This is a genomic window from Stutzerimonas stutzeri (assembly GCF_000219605.1).
In the GTDB taxonomy this organism is placed as follows: domain Bacteria; phylum Pseudomonadota; class Gammaproteobacteria; order Pseudomonadales; family Pseudomonadaceae; genus Stutzerimonas; species Stutzerimonas stutzeri.
In genome coordinates this window covers 397,943-415,360 of sequence record NC_015740.1, presented here as the reverse complement: position 1 = coordinate 415,360, position 17,418 = coordinate 397,943, and the positions used below count along the sequence as shown (strand labels likewise).

At 65.4% G+C, this 17,418-nt stretch carries 23 protein-coding genes; 14 read left to right on the top strand and 9 right to left on the bottom strand.

Features of this window, described 5'->3' with window-relative positions:
• Positions 1-118 precede the first annotated feature (118 nt).
• From ubiE to PSTAB_RS01805, 10 genes are all read left to right on the top strand, one after another.
• Positions 119-889, top strand: a complete 771-nt coding sequence (gene ubiE / locus PSTAB_RS01850; protein ID WP_013981489.1) for a bifunctional demethylmenaquinone methyltransferase/2-methoxy-6-polyprenyl-1,4-benzoquinol methylase UbiE — start codon at positions 119-121, stop codon at positions 887-889.
• Positions 889-1,512 (top strand): ubiquinone biosynthesis accessory factor UbiJ, encoded by a 624-nt coding sequence (locus tag PSTAB_RS01845; RefSeq protein WP_013981488.1) that lies wholly within the window; start codon positions 889-891, stop codon positions 1,510-1,512. The genes ubiE and PSTAB_RS01845 overlap by 1 nt, the downstream gene beginning before the upstream one ends.
• Positions 1,509-3,116: a ubiquinone biosynthesis regulatory protein kinase UbiB gene (gene ubiB / locus PSTAB_RS01840; RefSeq protein ID WP_011911576.1), complete on the top strand. Its 1,608-nt coding sequence runs from the start codon at positions 1,509-1,511 to the stop codon at positions 3,114-3,116. The genes PSTAB_RS01845 and ubiB overlap by 4 nt, the downstream gene beginning before the upstream one ends.
• A 49-nt stretch (positions 3,117-3,165) precedes the next feature.
• Positions 3,166-3,561 carry a phosphoribosyl-AMP cyclohydrolase gene (hisI, locus tag PSTAB_RS01835; RefSeq protein ID WP_011911575.1) on the top strand — a complete coding sequence of 132 codons (396 nt, stop codon included), beginning with the start codon at positions 3,166-3,168 and terminating at the stop codon, positions 3,559-3,561.
• Positions 3,554-3,886 carry a phosphoribosyl-ATP diphosphatase gene (locus tag PSTAB_RS01830; protein ID WP_011911574.1) on the top strand — a complete coding sequence of 111 codons (333 nt, stop codon included), beginning with the start codon at positions 3,554-3,556 and terminating at the stop codon, positions 3,884-3,886. The genes hisI and PSTAB_RS01830 overlap by 8 nt, the downstream gene beginning before the upstream one ends.
• Before the next feature lie 20 nt (positions 3,887-3,906).
• Complete coding sequence (gene tatA, locus PSTAB_RS01825) at positions 3,907-4,137, top strand: twin-arginine translocase TatA/TatE family subunit (RefSeq protein WP_011911573.1); 231 nt, start codon at positions 3,907-3,909, stop codon at positions 4,135-4,137.
• 67 nt (positions 4,138-4,204) lie between these two features.
• The gene (tatB, locus tag PSTAB_RS01820; RefSeq protein ID WP_013981487.1) at positions 4,205-4,624 is read left to right on the top strand and encodes a Sec-independent protein translocase protein TatB; all 420 of its coding nucleotides are present in this window, start codon (positions 4,205-4,207) and stop codon (positions 4,622-4,624) included.
• Complete coding sequence (gene tatC, locus PSTAB_RS01815; RefSeq protein WP_013981486.1) at positions 4,621-5,424, top strand: twin-arginine translocase subunit TatC; 804 nt, start codon at positions 4,621-4,623, stop codon at positions 5,422-5,424. Before tatB ends, tatC begins: the two co-directional genes overlap by 4 nt.
• Positions 5,421-6,128 (top strand): 16S rRNA (uracil(1498)-N(3))-methyltransferase, encoded by a 708-nt coding sequence (locus PSTAB_RS01810; RefSeq protein WP_013981485.1) that lies wholly within the window; start codon positions 5,421-5,423, stop codon positions 6,126-6,128. Before tatC ends, PSTAB_RS01810 begins: the two co-directional genes overlap by 4 nt.
• Positions 6,129-6,314: 186 nt before the next feature.
• Positions 6,315-6,734 carry a UPF0158 family protein gene (locus PSTAB_RS01805; protein ID WP_013981484.1) on the top strand — a complete coding sequence of 140 codons (420 nt, stop codon included), beginning with the start codon at positions 6,315-6,317 and terminating at the stop codon, positions 6,732-6,734.
• Positions 6,735-6,737: 3 nt separating this feature from the next.
• On the opposite strand, the gene dtd is transcribed toward PSTAB_RS01805, so the two are convergent.
• Together dtd and pip are read right to left on the bottom strand one after the other, a co-directional pair.
• Positions 6,738-7,175, bottom strand: a complete 438-nt coding sequence (gene dtd / locus PSTAB_RS01800) for a D-aminoacyl-tRNA deacylase (RefSeq protein WP_011911568.1) — start codon at positions 7,173-7,175, stop codon at positions 6,738-6,740.
• Positions 7,172-8,146 (bottom strand): prolyl aminopeptidase, encoded by a 975-nt coding sequence (gene pip, locus PSTAB_RS01795; protein WP_013981483.1) that lies wholly within the window; start codon positions 8,144-8,146, stop codon positions 7,172-7,174. The genes dtd and pip overlap by 4 nt, the downstream gene beginning before the upstream one ends.
• Positions 8,147-8,224: 78 nt before the next feature.
• On the opposite strand from pip, the gene PSTAB_RS01790 reads away from it, so the two are divergent.
• Positions 8,225-8,650, top strand: a complete 426-nt coding sequence (locus tag PSTAB_RS01790; protein WP_011911566.1) for a hypothetical protein — start codon at positions 8,225-8,227, stop codon at positions 8,648-8,650.
• 22 nt (positions 8,651-8,672) lie between these two features.
• Here the strand turns inward: PSTAB_RS01790 and PSTAB_RS01785 are convergent, their stop codons facing one another.
• From PSTAB_RS01785 to PSTAB_RS01765, 5 genes are all read right to left on the bottom strand, one after another.
• Positions 8,673-9,206 (bottom strand): lipocalin family protein, encoded by a 534-nt coding sequence (locus tag PSTAB_RS01785; protein WP_013981482.1) that lies wholly within the window; start codon positions 9,204-9,206, stop codon positions 8,673-8,675.
• A gap of 25 nt (positions 9,207-9,231) precedes the next feature.
• Positions 9,232-9,486 (bottom strand): outer membrane protein assembly factor BamE domain-containing protein, encoded by a 255-nt coding sequence (gene bamE / locus PSTAB_RS01780; protein WP_013981481.1) that lies wholly within the window; start codon positions 9,484-9,486, stop codon positions 9,232-9,234.
• Between the two features lie 80 nt (positions 9,487-9,566).
• Positions 9,567-10,169: a DUF924 family protein gene (locus tag PSTAB_RS01775; protein WP_013981480.1), complete on the bottom strand. Its 603-nt coding sequence runs from the start codon at positions 10,167-10,169 to the stop codon at positions 9,567-9,569.
• A 3-nt stretch (positions 10,170-10,172) separates the two neighbouring features.
• Complete coding sequence (locus tag PSTAB_RS01770) at positions 10,173-11,183, bottom strand: class 1 fructose-bisphosphatase (protein ID WP_011911562.1); 1,011 nt, start codon at positions 11,181-11,183, stop codon at positions 10,173-10,175.
• Between the two features lie 183 nt (positions 11,184-11,366).
• Positions 11,367-13,817, bottom strand: a complete 2,451-nt coding sequence (locus PSTAB_RS01765) for a glycogen/starch/alpha-glucan phosphorylase (protein WP_013981479.1) — start codon at positions 13,815-13,817, stop codon at positions 11,367-11,369.
• A 204-nt stretch (positions 13,818-14,021) separates the two neighbouring features.
• Between PSTAB_RS01765 and PSTAB_RS01760 the strand changes: the two genes are divergently transcribed.
• Positions 14,022-14,423, top strand: a complete 402-nt coding sequence (locus PSTAB_RS01760) for a YkgJ family cysteine cluster protein (protein WP_013981478.1) — start codon at positions 14,022-14,024, stop codon at positions 14,421-14,423.
• Positions 14,424-14,596: 173 nt separating this feature from the next.
• Positions 14,597-15,049: a thioesterase domain-containing protein gene (locus PSTAB_RS01755; RefSeq protein WP_013981477.1), complete on the top strand. Its 453-nt coding sequence runs from the start codon at positions 14,597-14,599 to the stop codon at positions 15,047-15,049.
• Positions 15,050-15,107: 58 nt separating this feature from the next.
• Here PSTAB_RS01755 and cysQ read toward each other — a convergent pair whose 3' ends face one another.
• Positions 15,108-15,926, bottom strand: coding sequence for a 3'(2'),5'-bisphosphate nucleotidase CysQ (cysQ, locus tag PSTAB_RS01750; protein ID WP_013981476.1), 819 nt, complete (start codon positions 15,924-15,926; stop codon positions 15,108-15,110).
• The gene (gene nudE / locus PSTAB_RS01745; protein WP_011911556.1) at positions 15,923-16,489 is read right to left on the bottom strand and encodes an ADP compounds hydrolase NudE; all 567 of its coding nucleotides are present in this window, start codon (positions 16,487-16,489) and stop codon (positions 15,923-15,925) included. The genes cysQ and nudE overlap by 4 nt, the downstream gene beginning before the upstream one ends.
• Positions 16,490-16,604: 115 nt before the next feature.
• Between nudE and yrfG the strand changes: the two genes are divergently transcribed.
• The gene (gene yrfG, locus PSTAB_RS01740) at positions 16,605-17,285 is read left to right on the top strand and encodes a GMP/IMP nucleotidase (protein WP_013981475.1); all 681 of its coding nucleotides are present in this window, start codon (positions 16,605-16,607) and stop codon (positions 17,283-17,285) included.
• Positions 17,286-17,418 lie beyond the last annotated feature (133 nt).

The following is a 17,418-nucleotide window of genomic DNA, read 5'->3' as shown; positions in this document are numbered from 1 at the left end:
CGAGCTCGACCCTGCGACATGTCGCCGCTAGACCTTTTGCCGGCCGCCACCTGCTCGACGCTTATCAGCCGCCTTTTTAGGTTTAGAATGCCGGGCACATTCTTCGGGTGAAAGTGACATGACCGATCCTCGCAAAGCGCATGACGCAGAACCGACCACCCATTTCGGCTACGAGAACGTGCCGGAAAGCCAGAAGGCGCAGAAGGTGGCCGAGGTGTTCCATTCCGTTGCCGCCAAGTACGACCTGATGAACGACCTGATGTCCGGCGGCATCCACCGACTGTGGAAGCGCTTCACCATCGAGCTGTCCGGCGCGCGCCACGGCAATCGGATTCTGGACATCGCCGGCGGCACCGGCGACCTGACCCGCCAGTTCTCCCGCATCGTCGGCCCCACGGGTGAAGTGGTGCTGGCCGACATCAATGCCTCGATGCTCAAGGTCGGCCGCGACAAGCTGCTGGACAAGGGCGTGGCCGGCAACGTCAGGTTCGTCCAGGCCGATGCCGAGAAGCTGCCCTTCCCGGACAACTACTTCGACGTGGTCACCATCGCCTTCGGCCTGCGCAACGTCACCCACAAGGAAGACGCCATCGCCTCGATGCTGCGCGTGCTCAAGCCGGGCGGCCGGCTGCTGGTGCTGGAATTCTCCAAGCCGACCAACCAGCTGTTCTCCAAGGCCTACGATGCCTACTCGTTCAGCCTGCTGCCGATGATGGGCAAGCTGATCACCAACGATGCCGACAGCTACCGTTACCTGGCCGAGTCGATCCGCATGCACCCGGATCAGGAAACCCTCAAGGGCATGATGGAAGCTGCCGGTTTCGAGCGCGTCAGCTACCACAACATGACCGGCGGCATCGTCGCCCTGCACCGCGGCATTAAGCCCTGATGCTGCGCGCTGCCCTGCTGGCCGGCGCCGAGCGCGGCATCAATCGCGTCCTGCGTCTGGACCCGACCGCACTGCCGCGGCTGGCGCGCCTGAGTGGCCGGGTCATCGAGATCGACTGCACGGCCCCGGCCTGGCGCCTGTTTATCCTCGCCGACGATGAAGGGCTGCGTCTGGCCGGCACCTGGGGTAGCGATGCCGACTGCCGGCTGCGCGCGCCGGCGAGCAGCCTGCTGCGCCTGGCCGCCAGCCGCAACAAGACCGCGGTGCTGCATGGTCCGGACGTCGAGATCGAGGGCGACAGCGGCTTGCTGATGAACCTCGCGGAGGTGCTGCAGGACCTGGAGCTGGACTGGGAGTACGAGATTTCCCGCTGGCTCGGTCCGGTCGGTGCACAGCTGCTCGGCTCCAGCCTGCGCAACCCGCTGGACTGGCTGCGCGACAGCGCGGGCTCGCTGCGCCAGGATCTGGCCGACTATCTCAGCGAGGAGTCACGCACGCTGGTCGGCCAGGCCGAGGCCCAAGCGCGCTTCGACGAACTGGATGACATGAAACTCGCCCTCGACCGACTCGAGGCGCGCATCGAGCGCCTCGCCCTCAACCTGAATCCAGATCGCTCCGAATGAAGCTGTTCGCCGCCGCACGCCGCCTGTTCCGCATCCTGCTGGTGGTGATCCGCTACCGCCTCGATGACATCATCCTCGACCTGCCGATGCCCTGGTGGCTGCGCGGCACCAGCTATCTGCTACCCTGGCGCTGGGTTCCGCGGCGGCGCAGCGCGCTGTCGCGGGGCGCGCGCCTGCGCCTGGCGCTGGAAGGGCTGGGGCCGATCTTCATCAAGTTCGGGCAGATTCTCTCGACCCGTCGCGACCTGCTGCCGCCGGATATCGCCGAAGAACTGGCGATGCTGCAGGACCGAGTACCCCCATTCGACTCGGCCGTCGCCACGGCGCTGATCGAGCAGCAGCTGGGTGCCCCGGTCGGCGAACTGTTCGCCCGCTTCGACAGCAAACCGCTGGCCTCCGCGTCCGTGGCCCAGGTGCATGCCGCCAAGCTGCGTTCCGGCGAGGAAGTGGTGGTCAAGGTGGTACGGCCGAACCTCAAGCCGATCATCAGCCAGGACCTGGCCTGGTTGTTCATGCTGGCCAATACCGCCGAACGCATCTCCATCGACGCGCGCCGCCTGCACCTGGTGGAAGTGGTCGACGACTATGCCAAGACCATCTACGACGAACTCGACCTGCTTCGCGAAGCGGCCAACGCCAGCCAGCTCAGGCGTAACTTCGAAGGCTCGGCACTGCTCTACGTGCCGCAGGTGTACTGGGACTATTGCCGGTCGCAAGTGCTCGTCATGGAGCGCATCTATGGCGTACCGGTGACGGACATGGCCGGTCTGGCACGGCAGAACACCGACATGCGCCAGCTGGCCGAACGCGGCGTGGAGATCTTCTTCACCCAGGTGTTCCGCGACAGTTTCTTCCATGCCGACATGCACCCCGGCAACATCTTCGTCAGTACCCACCAGCCCTGGAGCCCGCAGTACATCGCAGTGGACTTCGGCATCGTCGGCAGCCTGACGCCGGAGGACCAGGACTACCTGGCGCGCAACCTGATGGCCTTCTTCAAACGCGACTACCGCAAGGTGGCGCAGCTGCACATCGACTCGGGTTGGGTACCGGCGGAAACAAAGGTCAACGAGTTCGAAGCGGCGATCCGTACCGTCTGCGAGCCGATCTTCGAGAAGCCGCTGAAGGACATCTCCTTCGGTCAGCTGCTGGTGCGTCTGTTCCAGGTGGCGCGGCGCTTCAACATGGAGGTGCAGCCGCAACTGGTGCTGCTGCAGAAGACCCTGCTCAATATCGAGGGCCTTGGCCGCGAGCTGTATCCCGATCTCGACCTCTGGAGCACCGGCCAGCCCTACCTCGAGCGCTGGATGCGCGAGCGCATGGGCCCGCGCCAGCTGCTGAAGAACGCCCAGGCGCAGATCGAACAGCTGCCGCACCTGGCGCACATGACCCGCGAACTGCTCGAACGCATGTCGCATCCCCACGCCAACAACCCGCCGCCACCATGGCGCGAGCGCCGCCACTGGCCGCTGCGACTGGTCGGCGCGATCCTGCTCGGCAGCGGCGCGACGCTCGCCGCCGGCGCCGAGAGCTTTACCGCCCTCAACGCCTGGCCGGCCTGGATCATGCTCGTGGCCGGCACCTTCATCGTGGTGCGCCGATAGCCATCGCTGGTGGGGGCTGGCACACTTGACGCATTGAGCGGAGAATCCGATGAACTGGCTGGACGAAATCAACTGGAACGCCGATGGCCTGGTCCCGGCGATTGCCCAGGACCACAAGACCGGTCGCGTGCTGATGATGGCCTGGATGAATCGCGAGGCGCTGCAGCTGACCGCGCAGGAAAACCGCGCCATCTACTGGTCACGTTCGCGTGGCAAGCTGTGGCGCAAGGGCGAGGAGTCCGGACATGTGCAGCAGCTGCACGAGCTGCGCCTGGACTGTGATGCCGACGTGATCATCCTGATGGTCGAGCAGATCGGCGGCATCGCCTGCCACACCGGTCGCGAAAGCTGCTTCTACCGCGTGTTCGAGAACGGCGCCTGGAAAGTCGTCGAGCCGGTGCTCAAGGACCCGCACGCCATCTACGCGGAGCACAAGCATGAGTGACACCCTCACCCGCCTGGCCGAGGTGCTGGAGGCCCGCAAGGGCGCGGCGCCGGACAGCTCATACGTCGCCAGCCTGTATCACAAGGGCCTGAACAAGATTCTCGAGAAGGTCGGCGAGGAATCGGTGGAAACCATACTCGCCGCCAAGGATGCCGCCGTCAGTGGCGACTCCAGCGACCTGATCTACGAAACCGCCGATCTCTGGTTCCACAGCCTGGTCATGCTCGCTGCCCTCGGCCAGCACCCGCAGGCCGTGCTGGATGAACTGGATCGACGCTTCGGTCTCTCCGGACACGCGGAAAAAGCCGCGCGTCCGCAAACCTGATTCACATCGGAGATATCACCATGGGTTTTGGCGGCATCAGCGTCTGGCAACTACTGATCATCCTGCTCATCGTCATCATGCTGTTCGGCACCAAGCGCCTCAAGGGCCTGGGCTCCGACCTCGGTGATGCGATCAAGGGCTTCCGCAAATCCATGGGCACCGACGAGGAAAAGCCTGGCGTGGAAGACAAGCAGAATCACACCATCGATGCGCAGGCGCGCAAGGTCGAAGAACCGACCAAGAAAGACTAGTCCCTGGCTCGACGCGGGCGCGCAGTTGCTGCGCGACCGCTCTCTCTATTGATGTGAGCACGTCCTGATGTTCGATATCGGTTTCACCGAACTGCTACTGGTCGGCCTGGTGGCGCTGATGGTGCTAGGCCCGGAGCGCCTGCCGGGTGCGGTGCGGACCACCGGGCTTTGGGTTGGCCGGCTGAAGCGCAGCTTCAGCAACATCAAGGCCGAAGTGGAGCGCGAAATCGGCGCCGACGAGATCCGCCGGCAGTTGCACAACGAGCGCATCCTCGACCTGGAGCGGGAGATGAAGCAGAGCATCATGCCGCCGCCCGCCAGCAACCCGGCCGCCACGCCGCCGTCGCCCCCCAGCGAGGGCGCAGGCCAGCCCGCGAATGCCGCGAGCAGCAGTCCCGGCGATACGGTGCCGCCCGCTGCGAACCCGCCCGCGCCGAGCACCGAGACCGCTCAGCCCCTTCGCTCCGACAGACCATCCGAACCATGACCAAGCCCTCCATCGACGACCAGGAAATGCCGCTGGTCGCGCACCTGACCGAGCTGCGCAAGCGCCTGCTGCGCTGCGTGGTGGCCATCGCCCTGCTCTTCGCCGGGCTGTTCTACTTCTCGCAACAGATCTACGCGCTGGTCGCCGCGCCGCTGCGGGCCTACCTGCCCGAAGGCGCGACGATGATCGCCACCGGCGTCGCTTCGCCGTTCCTGACGCCATTCAAGCTGACCCTGATGGTCGCGCTGTTTCTCTCGATGCCGATCATCCTGCACCAGATCTGGGGGTTCATCGCACCCGGCCTGTACAAGCACGAGAAACGCATCGCCGTGCCGCTGCTGGTGTCGAGCATCTTCCTGTTCTACGCCGGCATGGCCTTCGCCTATTTCGTGGTGTTCCCGATCATGTTCGGCTTCTTCGCCAGCGTGACGCCCGAAGGCGTGTCGATGATGACCGATATCGGCCAGTACCTGGATTTCGTCCTCACGCTGTTCTTCGCCTTTGGCGTGGCCTTCGAAATCCCGGTGGCGACCTTCCTGCTGATCTGGGTCGGTATCGTCGACGTTGCCACCCTGCGCAAGAGCCGCCCCTATGTCATCGTTGGCTGCTTTGCCGTCGGTATGGTGCTGACGCCGCCGGATGTGTTCTCACAGTCGCTGCTGGCCGTGCCCATGTGGCTGCTGTTCGAAGCCGGCGTGATCTGCGGCAGCATGATCCGAAAGCGCGAGGAGCATTTCCGCGGCGATGCCGAGGATGACGTCCCGCCATCCGGCGACCAGCCGCCCGCACCACGTCCGTGAACCTGCTGCTGCTCGAGGAAGGCGACTTCGTCGCCGCCGACCGGGTACGGCTGCGCGACCGCCGCCTGACCCACATGCGCGACGTGCACCGCGTCGAAGTCAATGAGAGCCTCAGGGTCGGCCGGCTCGGCGGCCAGATGGGCAGCGGTCGGCTGCTGCGCCTGGACGCCACCGAGGCCGAGCTGCAGGTGAGCTTCGACCAGCCGCCGCCGGCCAAGCTGCCGGTGACCCTGCTGCTGGCACTGCCACGACCGAAGATGCTGCGCCGGGTGCTGCAGACCGTCGCTGCCATGGGCGTGCCACGACTGGTCCTGCTCAACAGCTACCGGGTGGAAAAGAGCTTCTGGCAGACGCCCTTCCTCGAACCGGCCGCCATCCGTGAACAGCTGATCCTCGGCCTCGAACAGGCGCGCGATACCGTGTTGCCCGAGGTCATCATCGAAAAACGCTTCAAGCCCTTCGTCGAGGACCGTCTGCCGCAGCTCGCGGCAGGCACCTGCGGGCTGGTCGGTCATCCCGGCGATTTCCCGACCTGCCCACGCGCGGTCGGGGGGCCGGTCACCCTGGCGATCGGTCCGGAAGGCGGCTGGATTCCCTACGAGGTGGAGAAATTCACCGCCGCCGGACTGCAACCGGTGCAGCTGGGCGAACGCATTCTGCGCGTGGAGACGGCGGTCAGCGCCCTGCTGGCCAGGTTGTTCTAGCGCCGCCTGGAGGCGGTGCGGCGCTGCACCCGCGACGGGCGCGACGACCGACGCAGACGGCACTCCGATGAACGTAGCGCACCCACCCGGTGCGAGAGAGTCAGAGATTGGGACTGCTCACGCTTCGGCGCGTCTGCGCCGCGGCCTAGACATTTCAACGAATCCCTAAAAAGAGCCGTTCTTGCCATGCGACCACTGACCATCGACATGCACCGTCTGGAATTCGCTCTGGACGGGCGCGACATCGCCGAATACTACCTGGACCTGGAAAGTGGCGAGATCCGCGCCATCTTTCCCGGCGATCCGCCCCCCGGAGCCATGGACAAGTACGACGTCAAGGACGATCGCTACCTGCACATCGAACCACTGGACATCGCCCAATCGATCGCCATGCGCGAGGCCTTCCTGTTCACCCAGCACGATCCCATCGCCCATGCGGTCCTGAGCAATGCACTCAAGGGCCGCAAGCCCCTACGTACCTTCGACTTCAAACTGGAAGACTTTCCCGAGGTCAGGGAAGCCTGGCTGCGCTACCAGACGGTGCAGCTGCGCGAATACGCCATCACCTGGTTGCGCGACAACGATCTGGAGCCGGTCCGCCACTGACACTCAGCTTTCGAGGAGGAATGTCACCGGCCCGTCGTTGACGAGGTGCACCTGCATCTCGGCGCCGAAACGCCCACAGGCCACCTCTGGATGCTGGTCGCGGGCACGCGCCAGCAGGTAGTCGTACAGCGCCTCGCCGTGGGCAGGCGGCGCTGCACTGGAGAAGCTCGGGCGCAGGCCGCTGCGGGTGTCCGCGGCAAGGGTGAACTGCGACACCAGCAGCAGGCCGCCGCCGATGTCCTTCAGCGACCGGTTCATCTTGCCCTGCTCGTCGCCGAACACCCGGTAGTTGAGCAGCTTGTGCAGCAGCTTGTCGGCACGCGCCTGGTCGTCCTCGCGCTCGACCCCGACCAGCACCAGCAGACCCTGATCGATGGCACCGACTATCTCGCCGGCCACCTCGACCCGCGCGTGGCGGACCCGCTGGATCAGCCCCTTCATTCGGCATCCGCCGGCGGCAGGTCGAGCAGGCGGTGGGCGATCTCGCCGGTCGCGCGGACCAGCGCATCGGCGATGCCCACCTCCGCAGCCGAGTGTCCGGCATCGCGGATGATCTGCAGCTCACTGTTAGGCCAGGCCTGGTGCAGCGCCCAGGCGTTGTCCAGCGGACAGATGGCATCGTAGCGACCATGCACGATGATCCCTGGCAGATGGGCGATCTTCGGCATGTCGCGCAGCAACTGGTCGGGTTCGAGAAAGGCCTGGTTGACGAAGTAGTGGCACTCGATGCGCGCCATCGACAATGCCCGGTGCGGATCGGCGAAACGCTCGACGACGTTGGGGTTGGGTCGCAGCGTCGACGTGCGACCTTCCCAGCATGACCAGGCCTTGGCCGCATGCATCTGGGCGATCTGGTCGCTGCCGGTGAGCCGGCGGTAGAACGCCTGCATCAGATCGTCGCGCTCCTCGGGCGGAATCGGCGCGACGAAGTCCTGCCAGTAATCCGGGAACAGCCGGCTGGCGCCTTCCTGATAGAACCAGGACAGGTCTTCCGGCCTGCAGAGGAAGATGCCACGCAGGATCAGCGCGTGCACGTGCTCGGGAAAGGCCTGGGCATAGGCCAGTGACAGCGTCGAACCCCAGGAGCCGCCGAACAGCACCCATTTGTCGATGCCCAGATGCTCGCGGATGCGCTGCATGTCGGCGATCAGGTGCGCGGTGGTGTTGTTTTCCAGGCTGGCATGCGGCGTCGAGCGACCGCAGCCCCGCTGGTCGAAGGTGATGATGCGATAGAGGCTCGGATCGAAGAAGCGCCGGCTGATGGCATCGCAGCCACCCCCAGGGCCGCCATGCACGAACAGCACGGGCAGGCCATCCGGCGATCCACTCTCGTCGACGTAGAGCACATGCGGTTCTTCCACCGCCAGCTCGTGCCGGGCGTAGGGTTTGATCTCCGGATACAAGGTCTGCATGGCACACTCCTGATCTGCGGCGGGCCGGCCGGCCCGCATGACGTTTGCGGCATCATAGCGAGGTTCGGGGAGTTGAGCATGTCAGCATGGAAAATAGCGGCGCTGGCGGTATTGCTAGCACTTGTCGGCTGCGGTCGGGACGATCCGCAGGCGGCGTTGCAGCAGGCGGCAGAGCAGCTGCAGGCGAGCCTGGAAAGCAAGCAGACCGGAGAGCTGATGGCACTGCTGCACGCCGATTTCCAGGCCCAGCAGCAGTACGATCGCGACTGGGCCCGGCGCACGGCGACGCTGATGTTCATGCGCCATCGCAACGTCCGGGTGATCGCCCTGAGCCAGCGCAGCTGGATCGATGCAACCTACCCGGACCGCGGTCATACCGAGGCGCAGGTCGCGTTGACCGGTGCCGAGGCCCTGCTGCCGCAGCAGGCCGGACACTATCAGGTCAGGCTGGAATGGCGACAGGAGAACGGCAGCTGGCAACTGGCGCGTCTGCAGTGGCAGTGAGCAGCGCCGGTTGCAGGCCACCTCACTGGCGCCAGATCAGCTCAGAGGTGTCGTAGCCTCTGCGTTCGGCCTCGCTGAGCAGACGGGCGCGCGTCGCCTGGTCGACCTCGGCATCGCGGGCCAGCAGCCAGAGATATCTGCGGTCGGGACTGCCGACCAGGGCGGTGCTGTACCCTTCATCCAGGTAGAGCACCCAGTAATGCCCCTTGGTCAGATCCGGGAACAGACGGCCAAACCAGTTATCGAAGCGCACCCACAGCCGATCGGTGCGACCGGCCTGCTGCGGTACCGCCTCGCCCTTGGCTTCCTGCCATTGGCCATCTTCCGTCTCGCAGCGATTGGTGACCGCTACCTTGCCGTTGGCCTGCAGCTGGTAATGCGCTTCGGAACGCAGGCAGTCGCGCTGGAAGAACATCGGCAGGCGCGCCAGCTCGTACCAGGTGCCCTGGTAGCGCGCCAGATCCACCTCGCCCACGGTTTCCGGCGGCCGCTCACGCCCGCCTCCCACACAGCCGCTCAACAGGATCAGGCACAGCAGGGCGACACTCGCACGCATGGGAATCTCCAGACGGTTTCGGCGTTTACCTCAGCCCCTTGCCGGAAAACATCATCACCTTGTCGCCGGCGAACTGGACGCTGATGAAGCGGTTCTTCTCACCCCAGGTACAGCTGGACATGCCCAGCGCACCGGCGCATTCCGAAGGCTTGCCCAAGAGCTTTTCCACTTCCACCCGCTCCATGCCGGGCTTGAGCTTGGCGAAGTTCTCCTGGGTGATCGGGCTGCAGGCGGCCAGCAGAACCGTGCAGGCGATCAACAATGGGGTACGCAATGACATATCGAGCTCCTTGCTTCTTTTTAAGTTCAGCGCTGCAGAGCGGGTTCTGCGGCGCCAGCCCAACGACGGCGGCGGCGGGGCTAGAACGACGAACCTGGCTGCTGCAGGAACGATTGTTCGGCATCGCTGCTGTCGCGTCCGAGAATGGCGTTGCGATGCGGGAAGCGCCCGAAGCGGGAGATGACCTCCCGATGGCGTTCGGCATAGTCGAGGAAGTCGCGGAACAGCGCCTGTTCGTGCTCGGCGGCAATGTCGCGCAGGGCGGTGAAGTGCGCCACTGCCAGATCCTGCACCGCCAGATTCTCCGCGTGTTCGAGCACCAGATAGATGAATACGCGCTGGATCGGCGAGAGCAGCATGTCGCCGCCATGGGCAAGACCATCGCGAACCAGCTGCTGTGCGCGCTCATCGCCGGCGAAGGCCCGCGGGGTGTCGCGATGGATCATCCGGGGCAACTGGTCAAGCAGCAGCACCAGGGCCAGCCAACCCTCGGGCTGTTCGGCCCAGTCCTGCAGGTCGCCGTTCAGCGCCTGCTCGACCAGCGCGCCGAAGCGCTCGCGCGCCTCGGCATCCTGTTGTGGACGGTAGCCGAACCAGAGCCGCTGTTTTTCAGCCGCGATCTCGGTTGCGCTGGTGCCCTGGCCGAACCACCAGTGGAGCAAGTCCTGCCAGGGCGCCTGCACCGGTCAGCCCTGGTGGTAGCCGGTGACGCGCTCGACTTCTTCCTTCGAGCCGAGGAACACCGGCACGCGCTGGTGCAGCGATTGCGGCTGGATCTCGAGGATACGCTGGGTACCGGTGGTGGCGGCACCACCGGCCTGCTCGATGATCATCGACATCGGGTTGGCTTCATACATCAGGCGCAGCTTGCCGGCCTTGTCCGGCTCGCGGGCGTCACGCGGATACATGAAGATGCCGCCACGGGTGAGGATGCGGTGCACGTCGGCGACCATCGAGGCGATCCAGCGCATGTTGTAGTTCTTGCCCAGCGGGCCTTCCTTGCCGGCCAGCAACTCGCCGACGTAGCGCTGCACCGGGGCTTCCCAGTGGCGCTGATTGGACATGTTGATGGCGAATTCGGCAGTGCTCTGCGGTACGCAGAGGTTCTCGTGGGTGAGCACGAAGCTGCCCAGCTCGCGATCGAGGGTAAAGCCCATCACGCCGTGGCCAAGGGTGAGCACCAGCATGGTCTGCGGGCCGTAGATGGCGTAACCGGCGGCGACCTGCTTGGTGCCCGGCTGCAGGAAGGCTTCCTCGCCGAGGGCGTCGTTCTGGCTGAAGCAGGCATCCGGGCAGCGCAGCACCGAGAAGATGGTGCCGACCGAGACGTTCACGTCGATGTTGCTGGAGCCGTCCAGCGGGTCGAAGACCAGCAGATAGGCGCCCTTCGGGTATTTGCCGGGAATCTGGTACGCGTTGTCCATTTCCTCGGAAGCCATGCCGGCCAGGTGGCCGCCCCACTCGTTGGCTTCCAGCAGGATTTCGTTGGAGAGCACGTCGAGCTTTTTCTGCACTTCGCCCTGCACGTTCTCGCTGCCGGCGCTGCCCAGCACGCCGCCCAGCGCGCCCTTGGAAACCTGGTGGCTGATCGCCTTGCACGCGCGCGCCACGACCTCGATGAGAAAGCGCAGATCCGCCGGGGTGTTGTTGCTGCGAGTCTGCTCGATGAGGTAGCGACTGAGGGTTACGCGTGACATGGAAATGGCTCCGGAGGAAGGATAAACCCGCGCAGTTTAGCAGGCCGTAGGAAAACTAACTCCCCTCAGACCGGTCGGCCCCCCGCAGAGTTCAGCGCAGCGGCGAGCAGATTGCCAGCACGAGCGCGTCACCCCGCAGGTTCTGGCTGACCGCCGGCGGAAAAGCGCCGACGGGCCAGCCACTTACATCACTTTCCAGATCTCCCGGGCGTATTCGCGGATGGTGCGATCGGAGGAGAACCAGCCCGTGCGCGCGGTATTGAGCACCGACGAGCGCCACCAGCGGGCGGGGTCGCGCCAGCGCTCTTCGACCTCCAGCTGGGCCTGCCAGTAGGCCTCGAAGTCGGCGCAGACCATGAAGGTATCGTGCCAGCTGATACCGTCCACCAGGCCGACGTAGCGACCCGGATCGCCCGGTGAGAAACCGCCGCCGCGGATCGCCGACAGCACTTCGCTGAGACGATGCGACCCCGCGATGATGGCCTCGGCGTTGTACTCGTTGCCCTGCTTGCGCGCATTCACCTCCTGCGCGGTAAGGCCGAAGATGAACATGTGTTCCAGGCCGATCTGTTCGCTCATTTCCACGTTGGCGCCGTCCAGGGTGCCGATAGTCAGTGCGCCGTTGAGGGCGAACTTCATGTTGCTGGTGCCGGAGGCTTCGAGCCCGGCGGTGGAAATCTGCTCGGACAGGTCGGCCGCGGGAATGATGTCCTCGGCCAGGCTGACGTTGTAGTTGGGCAGGAACACCACCTTGAGCAGCCCGCGCACGGTCGGGTCGGCGTTGATGGTATTGGCGATGTCGTTGGTCAGCTTGATGATCAGCTTGGCTTGGTGATAGCTGGCCGCCGCCTTGCCGGCGAAAATCTTCACCCGTGGCACCCAGTTGCCACCCGGATCGGAGCGGATGGCCTGGTACAGCGCCACGGTGTGCAGCAGGTTGAGCAGCTGGCGCTTGTACTCGTGGATGCGTTTGACATGCACGTCGAACAGCGCGGTCGGATCGACACTGATGCCCAGCCGCTCCTGGATCACATTGGCCAGATGGCGCTTGTTGGCCAGCCGCTGTTCGGCGAAGCGCTGGCGGAAGGCCGCCTGTTCGGCATAGGGCTCGAGCTGGCGCAGACGGGTTTCCGGCTCGTCGAGGACTTCCTCACCGAGATGCTCCACCAGCAACTGGGTCAGCTGCGGATTGGCCTGATAGAGCCAGCGGCGGAAGGTGATGCCATTGGTCTTGCTGTTGATCCGCTGCGGATAGAGACGATGCAGGTCGGTGAACACGGTCTTGCGCATCAGCTGAGTGTGCAGCCCCGACACGCCGTTGGTGCTGTGCGAACCGAGGAAGGCCAGGTTGCCCATGCGTACCCGGCGGCCATGGTCCTCCTCGATCAGCGATACCGAACGCAGCAGCTCGGCGTCGTGGATGCCGCGCTCGCGCAGGTTGTCCAGATGGTAGGCGTTGATCAGGTAGATGATCTGCATGTGCCGTGGCAGCAGCCGCTCCATCAGCCCCACCGGCCAGGTCTCCAGCGCCTCGGGCAGCAGGGTGTGGTTGGTGTAGGACAGGGTGGCGGTGGTCAGCCTCCAGGCGTGCTGCCATTCGTAGCTGTGCACATCGACCAGCAGCCGCATCAGCTCGGCCACGGCGATGGCCGGGTGGGTATCGTTGAGCTGAATCGAGGTGTACTCGGGCAGGCTGTCCAGCGAGCCGCGTTGCTTGAGATGGCGGCGCAGCAGGTCCTGCAGCGAAGCGGCGACGAAGAAGTACTCCTGGCGCAGACGCAGCTCCTGCCCCGCCTCGGTGCTGTCGGCCGGATAGAGCACCCGCGAGATGCTCTCGGCACGCGCCTCTTCCGCCGCAGCGCCGATGTGATCGCCAGCGTTGAAGCGCGCCAGGTGGAAGTCCGCTTGCGGCCGCGCGCGCCACAGGCGCAGCGTGTTCACCCCGGCACCGCGCCAGCCGACGATGGGCGTGTCATAGGCGATCGCGCGCACGCCTTCGGCCCAGTGCCAGAAATGCTGAACCTCACCCTGCTCGTTGGTGGTCGCCGTGACACTGCCGCCGAAGCCGATCAGGTACTTGACCTCGGAGCGCTCGAACTCCCAGGGGTTGCCAAGATCCAGCCAGGTCTCGGTCTGTTCGTGCTGCCAGCCATCGACGATCGCCTGGCGGAACAGGCCATGGTCATAACGGATGCCGTAGCCATGGGACACCACGCCAAGGGTGGCCATGCTTTCCATGAAGCAGGCCGCGAGCCGCCCGAGGCCGCCATTGCCGAGCGCCGCGTCCGGCTCCAGCAGGCGGATGCGATCGATGTCCACGTCCAGTCCGGCCAGCGCCTCGCGCGCCACCTCGAACAGGCCCAGGTTGCTCAGGCTGTCCACCAGCAGACGGCCGATCAGGAACTCTAGGGAGAGGTAGTAGACCCGCTTCTGCCCGCCGGTATAGGCCTCGCGCGTGCAATCCATCCAGCGATCGATGGTGCTGTCGCGGGTCGCCAGGGCGACCGCATGGAACCAGTCATAGTCGGAGGCGTTCTCCGGATCCTTGCCCACCGAGTAGGTGAGCTTGCGCAAAACCCGCTCACGGAAAGCGGCGACTTCTTGGGCAGTGGCGTTGGCTGATTCCTGCGTCATGGACAGACCTCGGTTAGCGAAGACACACAAGAGGGACTCGCGGCAGCCGCGCCCGTTCACCTCCGTTCGGCGTTCCTGAAAAAGGGTTGCAGGTTTCCTTTACATCTGCGCTACCGCCTGTCCGGTCACCGGCGCCGGAAGGCACTGGTAATCGGCGCGCGAGCCGCTATGATCCGCGCGCCCAACCGCACCTGAAGACATCCCGTGAAGACAAGACTGATCGCCTCCGCCGACCCGGAACGCCTGGAAACCTGGGTACGCTACAGCGCCGGCCTGTGCCGTGACTGCCACGCGACCTGCTGCACCCTGCCGGTGGAAGTGCGCATCGACGACCTGATCCGCCTGGAACTGGTCGATGCCTTCGAGCGCGACGAGCCGGCGAAGAACATCGCCAAGCGCCTGAGCAAGGCGGGCATCGTCGAGCACTTCAATCACAAGCACGAAATCTACACGCTGACGCGCCTGACCAACGGCGACTGCGTCTATCTGGACCGCAAAACCAGGCTGTGCACGGTCTATGCCAAGCGGCCGGACACCTGCCGCAACCATCCGCGCATCGGGCCACGCCCCGGCTACTGCGCCTATCGCAGCAAGAGCGGTGGCTGAGCGGCGCACCAGCGAACGCCGCCGATAGCACGCCGGGCACCGATCCGGAACACCGCCGCACAGCGACCTCTACCGGGCCGGGCAAATGCCGTGAACGGACTGGCCAAACCGTGACTCAGGAGTCATGCTTGGCGTCTGTCTGTATCTTCGTAACATTTAGGAACCTGCCCGGCATGAGCCGCGATAGCCGCTACCTGGAAGCCATCCTTCACCACGACATTCCGCTGACCCGCTCGCTTGGGTTGCGTGTCGAGCAGTGGGAAAACCACGAGCTGCGCCTGCAGGTCCCGCTGCAGCCGAACATCAACCACAAGAGCAGCATGTTCGGCGGCAGCCTCTACTGCGCCGCCGTACTGGCAGGCTGGGGCTGGCTGCATCTGCGCCTGCGCGAAGCCGGCATCGAAGACGGCCACATCGTCATCCACGAAGGCAAGATCGAATACCCGCTGCCGGTGGTCGACGACGCCATGGCCATCTGTTCGGCACCGAGCCCCGAGGCCTGGGAACGTTTCGAGTCGATCTACCGCCGGCGCGGGCGCTCGCGCCTCGAGCTGCACAGCCGCATCCTCGCCTCCGACGGTCGCGACGCCGTGCGCTTCACCGGGCAGTTCGTGCTGCACAAGTAACTGCTCGGCTGCGCCCGAGCGGCGCAGCCCTGCTTATCCTGCCTCGGGCGTAGCGCGGTCAGCTGCGGTTGGCCAGCTCGATCAGCAGCTCGCGCCAGTCCACCCCGGCCGGAAGCGCCAGGAACGATGGATTGAGATACGTCTCCCGCGCCTCGTAGCGTAGCGGCGCACCTGCCACCTCCAGCACCTCGCCACCGGCACCTTCCAGCACCCCCTGTGCCGCCGCTGTGTCCCATTGCGACGTCGGCGCCAGCCGCGGATAGCAGTCCGCCGAGCCCTCGGCGAGCAGACAGAACTTCAGCGAGCTGCCGACATTGGCCAGCGCCAGCTCACCGAAGCGTCCGCGCAGGCTGTCCAGCAGCCGCTCCTGCGCCGGGCTGCTGTGGCGCCGGCTGGCCACCACGGTAAAGCTTCCGGCGGGATGCGGCCGCACGCGCAAGGGCTGCGTCGCGCCATCGGCCTCGCTGCGCCAGGCGCCGAAATCCTTGCCGCCGTAATAGCAGCGCCCGGACGCCGGAATGCCAACCACACCGAAGCGAACCTCGCCCTGCTCGATCAGCGCCACGTTGACGGTGAATTCCTCGCTGCCGGCGATGAATTCCTTGGTGCCGTCCAGCGGGTCGACCAACCACCAGCGCGTCCAGCCGGCGCGCTCGGCCAGCGGCACCGCGCAATCTTCCTCGGAAAGCACCGGGATGCTGCCGTCCAAGGCCTGCAGGCCGTCCAGCAACACATGATGAGCCGCCATGTCCGCCGCCGTCACCGGCGAGGCATCGGCCTTGGCCTGCACCTCCAGTTCGCTGCGCCAGTGCGGCAGGATCGCCTCGCCAGCCTGACGCACCAGATCGATCACTGCCGACAGGTAGGGATGACTCATTGGCCGAACTCCCCACGCTGGGTGAGAAGATCCCGCGCCAGGTACAGCGCGGCGAGCGCGCGCCCCTCGCTGAACTGCGGATGCTGCACCAGGCTCGACAGCTCATGCAGGCTGACCTGCTCCAGGCGCATCGGCTCCGGCTCGTCGCCGGGCAGCTGCTCCGGGTAGAGATCGCGCGCCAGTACCACCTGGATCTTCTGGCTCATGTAGCCGGGCGACAGCGACAGCTCGGTGAGCAGCTCCAGACGCCGGGCGCCGAAACCGGCCTCCTCCTTCAGCTCGCGGTTGGCCGCTTCCAGCACATCCTCGCCCGGCTCGATCAGCCCCTTGGGCAGCGACAGCTCGTAGCTGTCGGTACCGCCGCAGTACTCCTCGACCAGCAACGCATTCTCGGCGTCGGCCAGCGCCACGATCATCACCGCTCCGTAGCCGCTGCCCTTGCCGACCAGGCGCTCGTAGGTGCGTTCCACACCGTTGGAGAAGCGCAACTGCAATTCCTCGACGCGGAACAGGCGGCTGCTGGCGACGATTTCACGGGCGAGCACGGTGGGTTTCTGGCGCATGGGGAACTCCTGGAAACGCGAGCGGCTATCATAACCCGTGTTCCTGCACTGGCCGTGAGCGCTTTGCGACCAGCTGAACGCCCTGCCCGCCCTCACTAGGTCACTTGAGCCGCCCATGATCGCCACCCTGCCCTGGCCCGACATCGATACCGTCCTGCTCGACATGGACGGCACCCTGCTGGATCTCCACTTCGACAATCACTTCTGGCTCGAGCTGCTGCCGCAGCGCTACGCCGAACTGCACGGCATCAGCCGCGCCATGGCCGAACTGGAGCTCGCGCCGCTGTTCAACGAACACGTCGGCAAGCTCACCTGGTATTGCCTGGACTACTGGACACGCGAACTGAACCTGCCGATCCGCGAGATGAAGCGTGAGATAGCCGAGTTGATCGCCCTCAGACCCAGCGCCGACGAGTTCCTCTCGTCGCTGCGCCAGGCTGGCAAGCGCGTGGTGCTGATCACCAACGCCCACCGCGACTCGTTGTCGCTCAAGCTGGAGAAGATCGAACTGGCGCCCTGGTTCGATCGCCTGATCAGCTCCCACGACTATGGCTATCCGAAGGAGGCGGCGCAGTTCTGGTACGCGCTGCGCCAGGATCTGGCGTTCGACCCATCTCGTACGCTGTTCATCGACGATAGCCTGCCGATCCTGCGCAGTGCCCGGCATTTCGGCGTTGCCCATCTGCTCGCGGTGCGTGAGCCTGACAGCCGACGCGCGCCCAAGGACACCGAGGAGTTCGCCGCCGTCGAGGATTATCGCGACCTGGCAGGCAGCCTGACCGGCCCGCTGGCGTGACGGCTGGCTCTGCCGTGGGTCGGCCAGAAGCCTTACACTACGCAACAATTGCCGCCGGCAGAACCGACTCAGGATGGGTTAGGGCCGAGCAACATCGAAACAGCGAACGCCGGTCGTCGAGACCCGGCATTCG

What these genes read in the sequence shown, in the direction of transcription:
- bamE (WP_013981481.1), bottom strand. Translation starts at nt 9,486, where the DNA reads ATGTCATTGCGTACCCCATTGTTGATCGCCTGCACGGTTCTGCTGGCC.
- ubiE (WP_013981489.1), top strand. Translation starts at nt 119, where the DNA reads ATGACCGATCCTCGCAAAGCGCATGACGCAGAACCGACCACCCATTTC.
- nudE (WP_011911556.1), bottom strand. Translation starts at nt 16,489, where the DNA reads ATGCGCCAGAAACCCACCGTGCTCGCCCGTGAAATCGTCGCCAGCAGC.
- PSTAB_RS01830 (WP_011911574.1), top strand. Translation starts at nt 3,554, where the DNA reads ATGAGTGACACCCTCACCCGCCTGGCCGAGGTGCTGGAGGCCCGCAAG.
- tatA (WP_011911573.1), top strand. Translation starts at nt 3,907, where the DNA reads ATGGGTTTTGGCGGCATCAGCGTCTGGCAACTACTGATCATCCTGCTC.
- PSTAB_RS01770 (WP_011911562.1), bottom strand. Translation starts at nt 11,183, where the DNA reads ATGTCACGCGTAACCCTCAGTCGCTACCTCATCGAGCAGACTCGCAGC.
- PSTAB_RS01805 (WP_013981484.1), top strand. Translation starts at nt 6,315, where the DNA reads ATGCGACCACTGACCATCGACATGCACCGTCTGGAATTCGCTCTGGAC.
- dtd (WP_011911568.1), bottom strand. Translation starts at nt 7,175, where the DNA reads ATGAAGGGGCTGATCCAGCGGGTCCGCCACGCGCGGGTCGAGGTGGCC.
- PSTAB_RS01790 (WP_011911566.1), top strand. Translation starts at nt 8,225, where the DNA reads ATGTCAGCATGGAAAATAGCGGCGCTGGCGGTATTGCTAGCACTTGTC.
- pip (WP_013981483.1), bottom strand. Translation starts at nt 8,146, where the DNA reads ATGCAGACCTTGTATCCGGAGATCAAACCCTACGCCCGGCACGAGCTG.
- hisI (WP_011911575.1), top strand. Translation starts at nt 3,166, where the DNA reads ATGAACTGGCTGGACGAAATCAACTGGAACGCCGATGGCCTGGTCCCG.
- PSTAB_RS01785 (WP_013981482.1), bottom strand. Translation starts at nt 9,206, where the DNA reads ATGCGTGCGAGTGTCGCCCTGCTGTGCCTGATCCTGTTGAGCGGCTGT.
- tatC (WP_013981486.1), top strand. Translation starts at nt 4,621, where the DNA reads ATGACCAAGCCCTCCATCGACGACCAGGAAATGCCGCTGGTCGCGCAC.
- ubiB (WP_011911576.1), top strand. Translation starts at nt 1,509, where the DNA reads ATGAAGCTGTTCGCCGCCGCACGCCGCCTGTTCCGCATCCTGCTGGTG.
- PSTAB_RS01765 (WP_013981479.1), bottom strand. Translation starts at nt 13,817, where the DNA reads ATGACGCAGGAATCAGCCAACGCCACTGCCCAAGAAGTCGCCGCTTTC.
- PSTAB_RS01755 (WP_013981477.1), top strand. Translation starts at nt 14,597, where the DNA reads ATGAGCCGCGATAGCCGCTACCTGGAAGCCATCCTTCACCACGACATT.
- PSTAB_RS01845 (WP_013981488.1), top strand. Translation starts at nt 889, where the DNA reads ATGCTGCGCGCTGCCCTGCTGGCCGGCGCCGAGCGCGGCATCAATCGC.
- tatB (WP_013981487.1), top strand. Translation starts at nt 4,205, where the DNA reads ATGTTCGATATCGGTTTCACCGAACTGCTACTGGTCGGCCTGGTGGCG.
- yrfG (WP_013981475.1), top strand. Translation starts at nt 16,605, where the DNA reads ATGATCGCCACCCTGCCCTGGCCCGACATCGATACCGTCCTGCTCGAC.
- cysQ (WP_013981476.1), bottom strand. Translation starts at nt 15,926, where the DNA reads ATGAGTCATCCCTACCTGTCGGCAGTGATCGATCTGGTGCGTCAGGCT.